At 45.2% G+C, this 15,753-nt stretch carries 14 protein-coding genes; all 14 read left to right on the top strand.

The features are described from left to right. The first annotated feature begins 1 nt into the window (after position 1). Positions 2–919, top strand: a complete 918-nt coding sequence (locus C0033_RS01510; protein WP_103226092.1) for a SufD family Fe-S cluster assembly protein — start codon at positions 2–4, stop codon at positions 917–919. Positions 920–1,048: 129 nt separating this feature from the next. Continuing rightward, positions 1,049–2,752 carry a S8 family peptidase gene (locus C0033_RS01505; protein ID WP_103226091.1) on the top strand — a complete coding sequence of 568 codons (1,704 nt, stop codon included), beginning with the start codon at positions 1,049–1,051 and terminating at the stop codon, positions 2,750–2,752. A gap of 118 nt (positions 2,753–2,870) precedes the next feature. After that, positions 2,871–4,055, top strand: a complete 1,185-nt coding sequence (locus tag C0033_RS01500; protein WP_103226090.1) for an AAA family ATPase — start codon at positions 2,871–2,873, stop codon at positions 4,053–4,055. Further along, on the top strand, positions 4,042–4,584 hold the full coding sequence (locus tag C0033_RS01495) for a hypothetical protein (protein WP_347501006.1): 543 nt from the start codon (positions 4,042–4,044) through the stop codon (positions 4,582–4,584). Before C0033_RS01500 ends, C0033_RS01495 begins: the two co-directional genes overlap by 14 nt. A 77-nt stretch (positions 4,585–4,661) precedes the next feature. Further along, positions 4,662–5,765, top strand: a complete 1,104-nt coding sequence (locus C0033_RS01490) for an ABC transporter ATP-binding protein (RefSeq protein ID WP_103226088.1) — start codon at positions 4,662–4,664, stop codon at positions 5,763–5,765. A gap of 12 nt (positions 5,766–5,777) precedes the next feature. Next, positions 5,778–6,671 (top strand): sugar ABC transporter permease, encoded by an 894-nt coding sequence (locus C0033_RS01485; RefSeq protein ID WP_103226087.1) that lies wholly within the window; start codon positions 5,778–5,780, stop codon positions 6,669–6,671. Positions 6,672–6,692: 21 nt separating this feature from the next. Continuing rightward, entirely contained in the window at positions 6,693–7,568 is an 876-nt protein-coding gene (locus C0033_RS01480; RefSeq protein WP_103226086.1) for a carbohydrate ABC transporter permease, read from the top strand. After that, a complete protein-coding gene (locus tag C0033_RS01475; RefSeq protein WP_103226085.1) occupies positions 7,565–9,151 on the top strand; it encodes an extracellular solute-binding protein in 1,587 nt (528 codons plus the stop codon). The genes C0033_RS01480 and C0033_RS01475 overlap by 4 nt, the downstream gene beginning before the upstream one ends. A 71-nt stretch (positions 9,152–9,222) precedes the next feature. Then, the gene (locus tag C0033_RS01470) at positions 9,223–10,080 is read left to right on the top strand and encodes a hypothetical protein (RefSeq protein ID WP_103226084.1); all 858 of its coding nucleotides are present in this window, start codon (positions 9,223–9,225) and stop codon (positions 10,078–10,080) included. Between the two features lie 648 nt (positions 10,081–10,728). Further along, positions 10,729–11,295, top strand: coding sequence for an NADAR family protein (locus C0033_RS01465; RefSeq protein ID WP_103226083.1), 567 nt, complete (start codon positions 10,729–10,731; stop codon positions 11,293–11,295). Between the two features lie 2 nt (positions 11,296–11,297). After that, positions 11,298–12,197, top strand: coding sequence for an NUDIX domain-containing protein (locus tag C0033_RS01460; protein ID WP_103226082.1), 900 nt, complete (start codon positions 11,298–11,300; stop codon positions 12,195–12,197). Further along, entirely contained in the window at positions 12,190–13,017 is an 828-nt protein-coding gene (locus C0033_RS01455; RefSeq protein WP_103226081.1) for a TIGR02452 family protein, read from the top strand. Before C0033_RS01460 ends, C0033_RS01455 begins: the two co-directional genes overlap by 8 nt. Before the next feature lie 93 nt (positions 13,018–13,110). After that, positions 13,111–14,586, top strand: a complete 1,476-nt coding sequence (locus C0033_RS01450; protein WP_103226080.1) for a sensor histidine kinase — start codon at positions 13,111–13,113, stop codon at positions 14,584–14,586. Position 14,587: 1 nt separating this feature from the next. After that, the gene (locus C0033_RS01445; protein WP_103226079.1) at positions 14,588–15,373 is read left to right on the top strand and encodes a response regulator; all 786 of its coding nucleotides are present in this window, start codon (positions 14,588–14,590) and stop codon (positions 15,371–15,373) included. Positions 15,374–15,753: the final 380 nt, after the last annotated feature.

Raw genomic sequence — 15,753 nt, 5'->3', positions numbered from 1 at the left:
TATGGACCAGATTCAGAAAACCTTATTAGAAGAAGTGGCAGACCTGCACGAAATTCCGGCAGGTGCATACAATATCCGCGCAAACGGACAGATGGCAGGAAGAAATACGACAGCCAACATCGATATTATTTCAAAAGAAGATGGAACCGGCATTGATATCAGAATCAAACCCGGCACGAAGAATGAAAGCGTTCATATTCCGGTGGTTCTGAGCCAAAGCGGTCTTACCGAGATGGTATACAATGATTTCTACATCGGGGATGATGCGGACGTTACGATTATTGCAGGGTGCGGCATTCATAACAGCGGGGATGCGGATTCCAAACACGACGGAATCCACCGTTTCTTCGTAGGAAAGAATGCGAAAGTGAAGTATGTGGAAAAACACTACGGAAGCGGAGACGGGAAAGGCCACAGAATCATGAACCCGGGCACGGAAGTCACGGTGGAAGAGAACGGGTATGTGGAGATGGAGATGGTTCAGATCAAAGGCGTGGATTCCACCAAGCGCAGCACAGTGGCCGATCTGGCAAAAGGCGCCAAGCTGGTGATCAGGGAACGGCTTTTAACCCATGGAATCCAGGATGCGGTCAGCGAATTCACGGTTAACTTAAACGGGGAGGATTCCAGCGCCAATGTCATTTCCCGTTCTGTGGCAAAGGAAAATTCCAGACAGACATTTATTTCCAAGATTAACGGAAATGCCAAGTGCGCAGGCCATACGGAATGTGATGCGATCATCATGGACGATGCAAAGATCAGCGCGATTCCTGAGATTACGGCCAACAACCCGGATGCGGCGCTGATTCACGAAGCGGCGATCGGAAAGATTGCGGGAGAACAGATTATTAAGCTTATGACTCTGGGATTGACGGAAGCGGAAGCCGAGGCACAGATTGTAAACGGATTTTTGAAATAAGAAAATTGGAATAAGAGTACTAACAGCAGGAAGAGATCGAAAGATTTCTTCCTTTTTGCATATATTGGTAAAAAAGTTGCTGTTCAGAGACCACCGGGGCTGTGAATCGTAACAAAAAACGGAGATCAGATGGACAATCAAAAACTGGATAATCTTTTAAATTTAGCGCTGGATTCCTCGGAAGAGGAATTGGAAAAATCGGAAGAATTGGGGGTGGGGTATAATCCGGAGGAACGCACCTGGGATCTGATTGTGAAATATTCGGGAGACATTTCCAGTCTGGCGGATATGGGGATCATCATCTTTGATCTGCTCAATGAGTACGCCATATTGACCGTACCGCAGCATTTGATCGAATGGCTCAGCCGGCTGCCGGAAATTGAATACATTGAAAAGCCCAAACGGCTGTTTTTCGCATTGAACCAGGGGAAGTCCGCTTCCTGCATTACCTATGTTCAGGATACCGGCAAGAATCTGAGCGGACGCGGGGTGATTATGGGGATCATTGACTCAGGGATCGATTATTACCATGAAGATTTCAGAAATGAGGACGGAAGCACCAGGATTCTCTATCTGTGGGATCAGGTCTTGGACCGGATTTTTACGGAGGAGGAGATAAATGAAGCTTTGAATGCAGGAGAGAGGACGGCGGCCAGAAGAATTGTGCCCTCTGTCGATGCCAGCGGCCATGGAACCGCAGTCGCAGGAATCGCGGCAGGAAATGGGAGGGAGAGCAGAGGACGGTACCGTGGGGTGGCGTATGAAAGTCCTCTGGTGATCGTGAAATTAGGTGTGCCGGAAGAAGGGGGATTTCCAAGAACAACTGAGCTCATGAAGGCGGTGGATTATGTGGTGAAAACAGGCGTCCGTCTTCAGATGCCCGCTGCGGTTAATTTAAGCTTTGGAAATACTTATGGCTCTCATGACGGAACCAGTCTGGTGGAAACATTTTTAGACGATATTTCCAATTACGGGAGAACTTCCATCGTTGCGGGTACCGGCAATGAAGGGAATACGGGCGGACATACGTCAGGAGTGCTGAGAATGGGGGAGACGGAGCTTGTAGAACTTTCGGCTGCCCCATACGAGACGGGATTCAGCGTCCAGATCTGGAAGGAGTATGTGGATTCCTTTACGATCAGCCTCATCACCCCGTCCGGGGAAGTGCTGAGCGTTACGGACCAGGGCGGAGGAAACCGGACTCTGCGTTACGGGCAGACCAGGATTCTCGTATTCTATGGGGAACCCAGTCCATACAGCCAGGCCCAGGAAATCTATCTGGATTTTCAGCCGGTGGATCTGTATATAGACAGCGGAATCTGGACATTCCGCCTGGAGCCGCAGCATATCGTATCAGGAAGCTATGATATGTGGCTGCCGTCTTCTAATATTTTAAATGCCTCTACAAAATTTTTAAGACCCACTCCGGACATTACGCTGACCATACCTTCCACTGCAGCCCAGGTGATCTCCGTAGGAGCTTATAACAGCAGATACCAGTCCTATGCGGACTTTTCAGGACGCGGTTATACCCGGGTGACAAATCAGGTAAAACCGGATTTGGCGGCGCCGGGAGTTAATATTATGACTGCCAATTCCGGGGGAGGCTATGAAACGGTTACGGGAACGTCCTTCGCTTCTCCATTTGTGGCGGGAAGCGCGGCTCTGATGATGGAATGGGGGATTATTGAAGGCCATGATCCTTTTCTCTATGGGGAAAAAATCAAAGCCTATCTGCGCAGAGGGGCCAGACAGTTGCCCGGATATGATGTCTGGCCTAACCCCCAGCTGGGGTATGGGGCGCTGTGTCTGCGTGACAGTTTTCCAGGGTGAATCAATAAAAAATGAAAATAAAATCGGATATTTCGTTAATAATCATTGAATATTCAATTGATTTATGACATAATATAATGGTAAAAACAAGTATCACGAGAATAAAAGAGGTGAAAACATGAGGCTGTTGAAAATTAGTATACAAAATATGCCACGGTTTAAGGGAAATATTGACATTGATTTTATTACCAAACAAAGAGTTGCTGAAGATGATAAAGAAAAATTATTTCATGTTTTTTCGAATATTTATACTAATCAGGCAATTTCTTTTATAGGTATTAATGCTTCTGGAAAAACAACAATATTAAAAGCGGTTTCATTTGTCTTTAATCTTCTTAATAACGAGGCTCTTAACAATATTAAATCTAAAGAAATTCTGAATGATTTATCAGAAGAGGAAAATGTAAAAATTTTTAGTTTTTTTTATAATGAAAATTGTATTTATAAGCTTGAAACAGTAATTACTAAAAAAATAAATACTGTCGATAATGGAGAAAAATTAGTTATAACGGATGAGCGATTGTGGGAAAAAGATGTGCACAAAGTAAAAACTAAAAAGAGTTTATTTGATTTCAAAAATGTGGATATAAAGATTGAAAGAAATCAGAAAGAGCAATTTTTGTTAGATGATGTGAGTATTATGATTGCGATAAATAAAGAGAAGCAATCTAATTTTCCATTACGGGATATGCTGATGTGGACCAATCATAATATGTTAAATATTCTTGGAAGATTTCCGAGAGAACTTCTCACTTTTCTGGATCCAAGTATTGAGTATTTTAAATGTAATATAGAAAAAAAGCAAACTGATATTCGGCTAAAGTTCTATGAGTCAGAAGAAATTATACTCAATAGACCGAGTGAGATAGAAAAATATCTTTCATCAGGAACTATTAAAGGAATAAATGTTTTTATGAATGCACTGCTTTGCTTTGTGGATGGTGGATATTTAATTGTTGATGAATTAGAAAATCATTTTAACGAAGAAATTGTTACTACATTAGTACGCTTTTTTATGAATCCAAATGTGAATAAGAATGGTGCAACCTTAATTTATTCTACTCATTATTCAGAACTACTAGACGAATTTGAGAGAAACGATTGTATTTACATTGTTAGAAACCGTGGAGGAATTTATGCAGAGAATCTTTCTATTATCTTGAAACGTAATGATATAAAAAAGAGTGAAGCATATGAAAGCGGGTATTTAGAGGGTACAGTGCCGGTATATGATTCATATTTAGCACTAAAAAAGATTCTTTCTAGTGTAAAAATACGGGAGAATGAAAATGGCTGGATATAAAGCTTGTATTTGTGAAGGTGGAGCTGAGAGAGCTATATTGGATTTGCTATTGGATCAGGATAAGTTGATTTTTTCAAGAGCTGAATTACTTGAAGAAGAAGTTCTTAGATCAAGAAAAGGAAAAGATTTTGAAGAAAAATATTTACGAAAAGAATTTTCAGGAAAAATAATCGTGTATAGAATACTGGATTCACGAAGAGAAAATTTTAAAATAAGTAAAGCGTATCAAGATAAAGTGGAGATTATAAATGTAGTTACTGCACCAGAAATTGAAATGCTTATTATTTGTAATGAAGGTAAGTATAAAGATTTTGAAAAACGAAAAAATATGTTGCCAAGTGAATATTGTAAATCCGTTTTAAAATTTAAAAACGTAAAAAGTGTTACATTTGTTAAAAAGTATTTTTCGGATGTATCAGTGTTAGAGAATAGCCTTAATGAATATAAAAGGGTATCTAAGATCCGTAAGGGGGAGCAAACAATATGGGGATTATTAAAATCTAATAATTTAACGGACAATTCTGAATGATGTAAAAAAGAAAGCAGAGAGTAATTGTAAAGGCTACTGGACAAGTACGTTTTGAATAAAATAAGGAGCGAGACAGCATGAAAATCGTATTGCAGAATCTGACAAAGAAATTTTCCGGGCGGAATAAGAAGGTGAGCAGCGAGGTGACAGCCGTGAATGATTTCAATTTTGAAATTCCGGACGGCTCTTTGGTGGGGCTTCTGGGGCCCTCAGGCTGTGGCAAAAGCACCACACTGAACCTGATCTGCGGCCTGCAAAAGCCTACCGGAGGCAAAATCTTCTTTGGAGAAGATGATGTCACCAATTTACCGCCGGAAAACAGGGGCGTTGGACTGGTATTTCAGAATTATGCCCTCTATCCTCATCTGACCGTGGAGGAAAATATCAGGTTCCCATTGGAGAATCTAAAGGGAGCGGACAAACTATCGAGGGATCAGATGAAGGAGCGGGTGTATGAGGCGGCCGGTCTGGTGCAGATTGAAGAGCTGATGGACCGCAGGCCCAGTGAGCTTTCCGGAGGGCAGCAGCAGCGCGTTGCCATCGCCAGGGCGCTTGTTAAGATGCCCCGTGTGCTTTTATTGGACGAGCCCCTTTCCAATCTGGATGCCAGGCTGAGGCTTCAGACCAGAGAGGAGATAAAGAGAATCCAGAAACAGACGAAGATTACCACTATCTTTGTCACCCATGACCAGGACGAGGCCATGAGCATTTCCGATATCATTGTGGTGATGAAGGCGGGAGTGGTTCAGCAGATCGGAAAGCCTCAGGAGGTTTACGACGATCCGGTGAATCTTTTTGTGGCGAAGTTTTTAGGAACTCCGCCGATCAATGTGTTTGACGGAGAGGTCCGCGGCGGCAGGCTATACATTGGAACCGAAGCGGTTCTGGATGTAAAAGGCGTTTCGGATCAGCCGGTTACGGTTGGAATCCGGCCGGAAGGCTTTCTCCTTCAGGCGGAAGGCCCTCTGCATTGCCGCCTGAGCCGCCTGGAGGTGATGGGCAGAGATTTCAGTGTGGTTACCACTCATGAACACTCACAAAATGCTGTCATCCGCTCCATTATTGATTCCGAAAGCCGTCTGGATACGGGGGCGGAGACGATGGGATTTGCCCTGAAGCCCCGAAAGGTATTTCTGTTTCACAAGGAAACGGAGGAGAGAATCCGTTTTGAACTTGGATGATGGGAGAATATTATGGAAAAAAATAATTTGAAGGGCTGGCTGTATCTCATACCGGCATTCCTGTTTCTGGGCGCATTTATGATATATCCCCTGATCGATGTCTTTATTTATTCCTTTGAAGAAGGCTATAACTCCGCGTCCCAGACATTTTTTGGAGTGGGCATTTATAACTATTCCTATGTCCTGCATGACCCTTATTTTCTGCAGGCGTTGAAAAATACCTTTCTTCTTGTGATTATTACGGTGCCGGTATCCACCGGACTTGCTTTGCTGATATCTGTGGAGCTCAGTTCCATTAAGCCGCTGCGGGAGCTGTTCCAGACCATTTACTTCCTGCCGTATGTGACCAATACGCTGGCGGTCGGTCTGGTGTTTATGATTTTATTTAAGAAGACGGCATATTCGGACGGTCTGGTAAATCTTTTGATCAACTGGTTCGGCGGCGGTTCCGTTGATTTCATTGACGGACCCTACTGGGCTAAGATGTTTGTGCTGTGTTTTTATACCATTTGGGTAGTTATGCCCTTTAAAATTCTGATTCTGGTCAGTGCGCTGGCTTCCGTCAATCAGGTCTATTATAATGCCGCGAGGGTGGACGGCACTTCCAAATTCCGCATATTCCGCAAGATCACGCTGCCGATGATTTCGCCGATGATCTTTTATCTGGTTATCACCGGCTTTATCGGAGCATTTAAGTCTTACAGCGACGCGGTGGCTTTGTTTGGCACGGATTTGAATGCAGCGCAGATGAACACCATTGTGGGCTATGTGTACGATATGCTCTATGGGGACAGCGGCGGGTACCCTTCTTATGCGTCGTCGGCGGCCATTCTTCTGTTTGCCATTGTGCTCACCATCACCTGCATTAACCTGTTGGTCAGCAGGAAGCATGTTTACTATTCATAAGGAAAGGGCAGGAAGACACTGATGGAAAAACAAATTGATTATGAAAAGATAGAAAAGTCAGCCAGAGTACGGAGAAATGCCGGCAAGGCAGCTGTCTATGCGTTGCTCATTTTCTGGGCGGTAGTCGTATTGTTTCCCTTTTACTGGATGATTCTGACATCTGTAAAAAGTTATGGTTCCTACAACTCGGAACATATTCCAAGATTCTTTACCCTGTCGCCCACTCTGCAGAACTATTTGGATGCATTTACCACGGTGGCTCTTGGAAAATACCTTTTAAATACGTTAGTTTTTACTGTGATCACCACGGTGCTGATGCTGGGGGTGATTATTTTGGCGGCTTTTGCATTTGCCAGACTGGAATTTAAGGGAAAAAACCTGGCGTTTACCTGTTTCCTTTCTCTGATGATGATTCCCAATGAACTGGTGGTCATTACCAACTTTACCACCATCACGGATTTGGGGCTGCGCAATACCTTTATGGGATTAATCCTTCCTTCGGTAACATCGGTGTTCTATATATATCTTCTGAGGGAAAATTTCGCCCAGATTCCGGACGAGCTGTACTATGCCGCCAAAGTGGACGGCACGTCGGATTTCCGGTATCTGAGACGGGTGATGATGCCGATCTGCAAACCGACGCTGATCACTATCGTTATTCTGAAAGTGATCGAGTGCTGGAATTCCTACGTATGGCCCAGGCTGATCACCGACGATCCCAACTACTATCTGGTATCAAACGGTATTCAGGAAATCCGTGAAAATGGTTTCGGCCGCGAAAATATTCCGGCAATGATGGCTGCAGTGGTGGTGATATCCGTTCCGCTGATTCTGCTGTTTCTTGCATTCCATAAGAAGGTAATGGAAGGAGTGGCGCGTGGAGGTACAAAAGGATGAAAGGATTATTCAAACGCGGCGTTCTCTTTTTTACTGCCATGATGGCTGCATTTTCTTTAAACGGCTGTCACGGTTCCCGGGGCCTGCCTGATTTTACGGTTCCCGAGGAGTTCGATATGTCGAAAAACTATGAGATCACCTTCTGGGCCAAAAACGATACCAACAAAACCCAGACCGATATCTACCGGAAAGCCATTGACGATTTCCAGAAGCTGTATCCAAATATCACAGTGAATCTGCGCCTGTATACGGATTACGGCAAGATATACAATGATGTGATTACCAATATTTCCACCAATACTACGCCAAATGTCTGCATTACCTATCCGGACCATATTGCCACCTATCTGACGGGAGTTAATGTGGTGGCGCCGCTAGATGAGTTGTTTACTGATGAAAAATATGGGTTTGGCGGCAGCAAGGTAATGTACGACAGCCCAAAACAGGATGAGATCATTCCGCGGTTTTTGGAGGAGGGTTCTATTGACGGCCATTATTATGCCATTCCGTTTATGCGTTCCACAGAAGCCTGCTATATCAACAAAACTTACGTGGAAGCTTTGGGATATGAACTGCCGGAGGTTTTAACCTGGGATTTTATCTGGGAAGTGTCCGACGCGGCGGCTGTGCGGGATGGCGAAGGCATTTATTCGATAAACGGACAGAAGGTCATGATCCCCTTTATCTATAAGTCCACAGATAATATGATGATTCAAATGCTGAAGCAGAAAGGCGCAGGATATTCGACCGGTGACGGAACCATTGAAATATTCAATGATACGGCCACAGAACTGCTGTACACCATATCGGAGCATGTGAAGAACGGAGCTTTTTCGACCTTTAAGATATCCAGTTATCCCGCCAATTTCCTCAATGCCGGCCAGTGTGTATTTGCCGTAGATTCCACGGCGGGAGCGACTTGGATGGGAAGCGAAGCGCCGCTCAGCGACATCAGCGAGGATTCCAAGGTGGAATTTGAGACTGAGGTCAAGATGATTCCCCAGTTTGATCCAAAGAATCCGCAGATGATATCCCAGGGGCCTTCCATATGCGTATTTAACAAGACAAATCCACAGGAGGTTCTGGCTTCCTGGCTGTTTGCCCAATATCTGCTGACCAATGATGTTCAGACTGCCTATTCAGAGACTGAAGGGTATATACCGGTCACCTTAAAGGCTCAGGAGTCGGCCGAGTACCAGGAATATCTGTCACGAGCCGGAGAGGACAATAACCTTCACTACGAGGTGAAGATAGAGGCGGCAAAGCTTTTGCTGGATCATATGGATGATACCTTTGTGACACCGGTATTTAACGGTTCTGCCTCCCTTCGCGACGCTGCCGGACAGCTGATTGAGAATGTGGTAAAGTCAGTTAAGCGTAAAGAAACTGTGGATGATGCATATATGGAAAAGCTCTACAGCGATGTGACCGCTTTATACCGTCTTGGCCAGGGGAACGAATCCACCTTCGGCAAGAAAGACTTGGGAGAGCTTCCGCTCCCGTCTGTTTTTCTGCTCCTTTCGCTGGTGTCGGCCTGGATTCTGATTCTGCTGTATGTGTTCATAAAAAAGAAAAAACATTGATTTATTGGAATTTTAAGGTATAATACTTTTGGAAACAAGGTAAGTATTTTTTTCAGAAAAGAGGAGGAATTATGAAAAAAACAGTTGTATTATCAATGGCACTTACGCTTATGCTGGCACTTTCCGGCTGTGGAAAGTCCGAAGGAACCACATCTGCAGCAGGCACAGAAGCGAGTGCTGCCGAAACCACCGTGGCCGCTCAGACTGCTGCAGCTTCTGAAGCTGCCGGACAGGAAAGCAAAGAGGAAAGCAGCGCTTCTGAAAACGCCGGCGCTAAATCTGAGGGCGTTATGACTTATGAAGAGTATGTGGCTGCAGAACTTGAGAGTGAAGTTGTGATCGAGACCTATGTTCAGGCAAAACAGTCCTGGTGGGATAACAAAGCGACTCTGTATACTCAGGATGAAGACGGCGCATATTTTGTCTACAATGTGAACTGCACCGAAGAAGAGTATGCAAAACTGGTTCCCGGAACCAAGATCAAAGTAACCGGTTACAAGACTGAGTGGGCCGGAGAAGTTGAAATTGCAGAAGGAGCATCCTTTGAGATCCTGGACGGCAGCTATATCGCGCCGGCATTTGATGTTACTGAACTGCTTGGCACCGATGAGCTGATTAACCATCAGAACCAGTTCGTGTCTTTCAAAGGCATGACGGTTGAAGCTGCGGGACAGGATGCGGATGGAAAGGACGTCGCTTTTCTGTATAACTGGGACGGCTCCGGAGAAGACGGAAACGATTTGTATTTTAATGTCTCCCTGAATGGTGAGACCTACACCTTTACGGTGGAATCCTATCTGTGTGACAATACCACTGAGGTTTATGAAGCGGTGAAGAATCTGCAGATTGGCGATGTAATTGATATGGAAGGATTTTTATACTGGTATGAGGGTGTAAATCCTCACATTACCTCTGTGAAGGCGCAGTAGGGTGGGTTCAAATTTTTATTTAGTTTAGAAAGAAACGCCGGAAAGAAGGGATCACCCGGGCACCCGGCAGAACTGATAAGGCATAGGGGATTCGAGTTTCGCCCCTAAGTGATACTAGGCCGTCAAGAGCGGAAAAAGGCAGCGCGGCGCCATTCGCGATGAACTCTTTATGACTTCATCGCTCAGAGGCGCCTCAAATACTGATTCGGAATTCAGTATTTGTCTGCCATTTTCCGCTCTTGCCGACCAAGTATCACTAAGGGGCTGCAAACGATCCCCTATGCCTTATCAGTTCTGCCGGGTGCCCGGGTGATCCCTTCTTTCCGGCTGTTGCTTGGCTGGCTGAGGATAAAAAGATTTGGTGGATGCTAGAGTAAGGTTTTACATTAAACGTGAAGGTTTTTCTGAAAATGCTTTGAGGATTTAATGTAAAGGGTGAAGGCTTTTCTGAAAATGCTTTGAGGATTTAATGTAAAGGGTGAGGGCATTTTCCGAAATGCCTTCACGTTTGATGTAAAAAATTCTGTGTGTATCTTTTTTGGGGACAAAATAAAGGATTGACATCTCTAAATGCAGTGGTATAATGTTATTAACATATAGATATTAACAAAATGATAATAACAAAAGCAGATAAAAAAGGAGAATGTCATGATTTACGAAATCCAGGAATTGAAGAAAGCATACATGAAAGGCGAAAAACTGCGGTTTTTGTTCTTTTGGGGTCATACGCCTCCTGCGGACGGGCATATCAATGAAAGCTGTCTCAGCCAGTGGTGGAAGTGCCCATTTACGATAGACGGCGTTACCTATTCCTGCGCGGAGCAGTATATGATGGCGGAGAAGGCCAGAATGTTTGGGGATGAGGAGATGCTTTCTATGATTATGAAAGCGAATCATCCCAAAGAGATGAAAGCTTATGGACGGGCGGTGAAAAACTTTGATCCTGACCGGTGGGGGAGTTCTTGTTATGAGATAGTAAAACGGGCTAATCTGGCGAAGTTTTCTCAGAATCCGGATTTGTGGGAATTTTTAAAGACCACAAAAAAGAGAATTTTAGTCGAAGCCAGCCCCAGAGACCGGATATGGGGAATCGGAATGGGGAAAAATAACCCGGATGCGGAATGTCCTGTGAAGTGGAGGGGAACGAATCTTCTGGGATTTGCATTGACGGAGGTTCGGGATATTTTGCTGAAACAGGAAGATGAGGAGGCGTGAGGATGGAAGCGTTGAGGGACAGGAACGGATTGACGGAAGAAGAATTTCTGAGGCAGTATAAGCCGGGGGATTATGAGAGACCTTCCGTGGCGGCGGATATGGTGATCTTTACTGTAACGGAAGAGGAAGAGGAAAATTACAGGAAGCTGCCGGAAAAGGAATTACGAGTGCTGTTGATTCAGAGAGGCGGCCATCCTTATCTGGGGTGTTGGGCTCTTCCGGGAGGGTTTGTGCGCCCGGTTGAGACGACGGAACAGGCGGCCAGGAGAGAGCTGAAGGAAGAGACGGGCGTGGATCAGGTGTATTTGGAGCAGCTTTATACATTCAGTGATTTGGGAAGAGATCCCCGTACCTGGGTTATGAGCTGTTCCTATATGGCGTTGGTTGACGGGACTAAAGTGCAGCTAGAGGCAGGGGATGACGCGGATAATGCGGCGTGGTTCAGTCTCACCTGTCCCATGGTGGAAGAGATTACGGAGAAAAAAGATGGGAAGATCATAAAAAGGCAGAGATTTCGTTTGGAGCTGCGCCATAAATCGACGGTATTAAAAAGTACGGTGGATAAGGTCACGACAAAGGGAATGAGCGGCCAGTCCTGCGAGTATATCATAACGGATAATGACGGGCTGGCTTTTGACCATGCCAAGATTATCGCCTATGCGGTGGAACGGCTTAGGGGAAAACTGGAATATACGGATCTGGCGCTTCATTTGATGCCGGAACAGTTTACCCTGACCCAGCTGCAGCAGGTGTATGAAGTGATTCTGGGTAAAACGCTGTTAAAGGCGGCATTCAGGAGAAAGGCGGCAGACCTGGTGGAGGAAACCGGATTTTTTACGGAAAAGGAGGGACATCGTCCATCCAGGCTTTACAGAAGAAAATTGGAGGATGAGAATGGATAGAAAAGCGACTGCAAAAGAAACGCTGCGGATTATGGAACAGGGATATTATGAATATCAGGGAGAAAAAATCTCCATTATGGAAGATCACAGAGCGTCTGTTAAGAAAAGTATCTTAATCACGCCGGAAGAAGGAGAGAACCTTTTAAAGAAATATAAAAGCGGTGAACGGAAACGAAAAGGCGTTTTATACATGACTGTGGAAAATAATTCTACAGTAGATGCGGTTATCGAACTTGTGGAGGAAGGAAAGAACTCGATTGGTGTGCTGAATTTCGCCAGCGCTAAGAATCCGGGAGGCGGATTTTTAAACGGGGCGATGGCGCAGGAAGAGAGCCTGGCCGCCTCCAGCGGGTTATATAAGACCTTGACGGTGCATGAGGAGTACTACAGAGCCAACCGGAATTTTGGTTCCGTGATGTATACGGATCATGGGATCTATTCTCCCAATGTTGTATTTTTCAGAGACGGAGGATTTAATCTTTTAAAGGAACCGGTAAAGGCGTCGGTTCTGACCCTTCCGGCCGTTAATATGGGGCAGGTTCTGCAGAAGGGAGAAGATCAGCAGGAGGCAAAGAGGATTATGAAGCGGCGGATGGCTATTGCCCTGGCTGTATTTGCAGAACAAGGGGATAGGAATCTGGTTTTAGGCGCATATGGATGCGGAGTGTTCAGAAATGATCCGAAAGAGGTGGCTTTGTGGTGGAAGGAGCTTTTGGAAGGCGGTTTTGACGGATATTTTGAGCGCATTTTATTTGCGGTTCTGGATCGGTCTAAAACTCAGAGCTGCATCCGTTCCTTTGAGGAATTATTTGGAGAATAAGAAGAAGGAAACTTCTTCCTTTTCAAACGCTTTTAATTGAGATAGAATAAGAGTATCAGAAATAGATGGAACATACGCGGGAAGGACTTTAGGATGGAGCAGATCAGGGTGGCCGTGTCAAAGATCAGAGAAAAATTTCATAGACAATGGCTTTCTTATTCCCTCAGGCAGAAGATCCGTATGATTACCGGCCCGGCTACAGCCGCCGTTTTTCTGGCCGTATTGGCCGCATTTTCAATTGCAGGTTTCGGGATGACGGGATTTCATACGATTCTGGAAAATAATGCAAAAAGCCTGGATTTCAGGGTGGCTATCGAGACGGAGAGCAGGAGGTTTGCCGATTTTATCCGGGACGGCAGTGAAGAAAACAGGGATGCCTATTTAAATGCATGCCAGGAGACATTATCTGCATTGTCCGCCCTTCCTTATGATTATGAGAAGATCGGAGCAGACCGGTTTGCTAAAACCTGGTCTATCCGAAACAGTTTTGAGACCTATGAGAAAAGGAAAGAACTCTTTTTTTCCACCGATCCGTCCGATGAGGCGTATGTGGACCGGCTCTATGAGATTTACGGCATACAAGGATATCTGCAAAGTTATGCGGGCAGTCTGCAGCAGATGAATGAGGAGGAAGGAAATCTGAATTATCATCGCCTCGTGCCCTTATTTATGCTTGTGCCTGCTTTCACCGTTATATTCGCGGCTGTGGCCGTGCTGGTGATCTGGAGGATGAACCGTTCTTTGGAACGCAATCTGGTGGCGCCGGTTCTGAAGCTTTCCGAGGAATCCAAAAGGATTGCGCAGAATGATTTCAGCGGCAGGGACCTTTGCCCGGAAGGGGAAGACGAGATCGCAGATTTGATCCGTGCCTTTGGGGTGATGAAACATTCTACAAAGGGGTATATTACCACATTGAAGGAAAAACATGAGGTGGAAAAACAGTTGGATGCCGTCCGCCTTCAGATGCTGAAAAACCAGATTAACCCTCATTTCCTTTTTAATACCCTGAATATGATCGTGGGAATGGCTCAGGTGGAAGAGGCCGAGACCACAGAGAAGATGATTACCGCCATGAGCCGCCTGTTCCGGTATAATTTAAAATCCACTGCGTCCGTCATGCCCTTGGAACGGGAGATTAAGGTGGTGGAAGACTATATTTACCTTCAAAAGATGAGATTTGGGGGACGTATCCGGTACAGCATTGACTGCAGTCCGGAAACCCTGGATCTTCTGATTCCGTCCTTTGCCCTGCAGCCGATTGTGGAAAATGCGATTGTTCACGGAATCTGCGATAAACCGGAAGGCGGCAAGATTTGTATCCGCTCCTGGATGAAAGGAAGAAAGCTTTGGATTTCCGTTGCGGACACGGGAAGCGGTATATCAAAAGAACGGCTGAAGGAGATAAGGGAAGCTCTTTCGGAGGGAAAAGAGGATAAGACCGGAGTTGGAATCGGCAATATCTACCGACGGCTTCATACCATGTATAAGGATGGGGAACTCTATCTGTACAGCAGCGCCGGTTGCGGAACTGTGGTACAGATGACATTTACAGTTGAGGAAGAAGGATAATATGTATCAGGTATTAGTTGTAGACGATGAGATGATCGAGCGGATGGCGCTCAGCAGAAAACTGAAAAAGCATTTTGGTGATATCTGCCAGGTGATCCAGGCGGAAAACGGACTGGAAGCCCTCAGAATCTTTAAAGAGCATGAGATACAGATTGTCATTATGGATATCGGTATGCCGGGAATGAACGGGGTAGAGGCTGCGGAACAGATCCGGCGTCAGGATTCGGGAGCGGTCATCATTTTCCTTACGGCATACGATGAATTTTCCTATGCAAAGAGGGCGATTTCGATCCGCGCTCTGGAATATCTGCTAAAACCGTGTGACGATGAAGAACTTCTTCCGGTGATGGAGGAAGCGCTGCGCCAGGCGGGATTAAAGGCGGAGAAAAAGGACGCAGAGCAGCCGGTTTCATTCGAGGACATGCAGGAACCGGAGGAGGAAATCAATGAAGATCGGATCAGCCAGATCGCCGGAATCATCCGGGATTATGTGAAAAATCACTATATGGAGGAGATCTCCATGCAGGATGCGGCCAAGGCTATGAATTATTCGGACGCTTATTTCTGCAAGCTGTTTAAGCAGTGCTTCGGCCAGAATTTTACCGCCTATTTGACCCAGGTGCGGATGAATGAGGCGAAAAAAATGCTCCAGAATAAGGCGATCAATATAAAAGACGTGAGCAGCGGAGTCGGATATACGGATTCCAAGTATTTTTCTAAAGTGTTCAAAAGGATGAATGGTATGCTTCCATCCGAGTATCGCAGTAGTTATAATGTACAAAAATGATCGATAAATTTTGTACATATGTACTAATGAGACAAAAAAAGAATCAAACAGGCTAAAAATGTCCACCTCAATGACAATATTTTACGCTATCCAAAAGTCCTCCCGGGCTTTATAATGAGGATACTGTTAAGAAATCGCTAAAAACTTAACAATATCTGAGTTGTAAAATTCCGGGAGTATTTTTTTGTTCAAACATGTTGGAACAGCAATTGCTATTCTGAAGGCAGCAGCCGTTTTCGCGATAAGCGGCTGCGTGAAAAAAAACGGACAGGCCAACCGGCTAAGTGACTGAAAAGGAGTTTGAAGATTCCAGGGAAAGGGCCCTTTCCTGGTATGACGCAGGTTCCGGAACCATTTATAATTCTGTCCGGCTCATAAGG

It is taken from the genome of Clostridium sp. chh4-2, assembly GCF_002899675.1.
Lineage (GTDB): Bacteria > Bacillota > Clostridia > Lachnospirales > Lachnospiraceae > CHH4-2.
The sequence above is the reverse complement of the archived record's forward strand: the minus strand, read 5'-3'. Positions and strand labels throughout refer to the sequence as shown.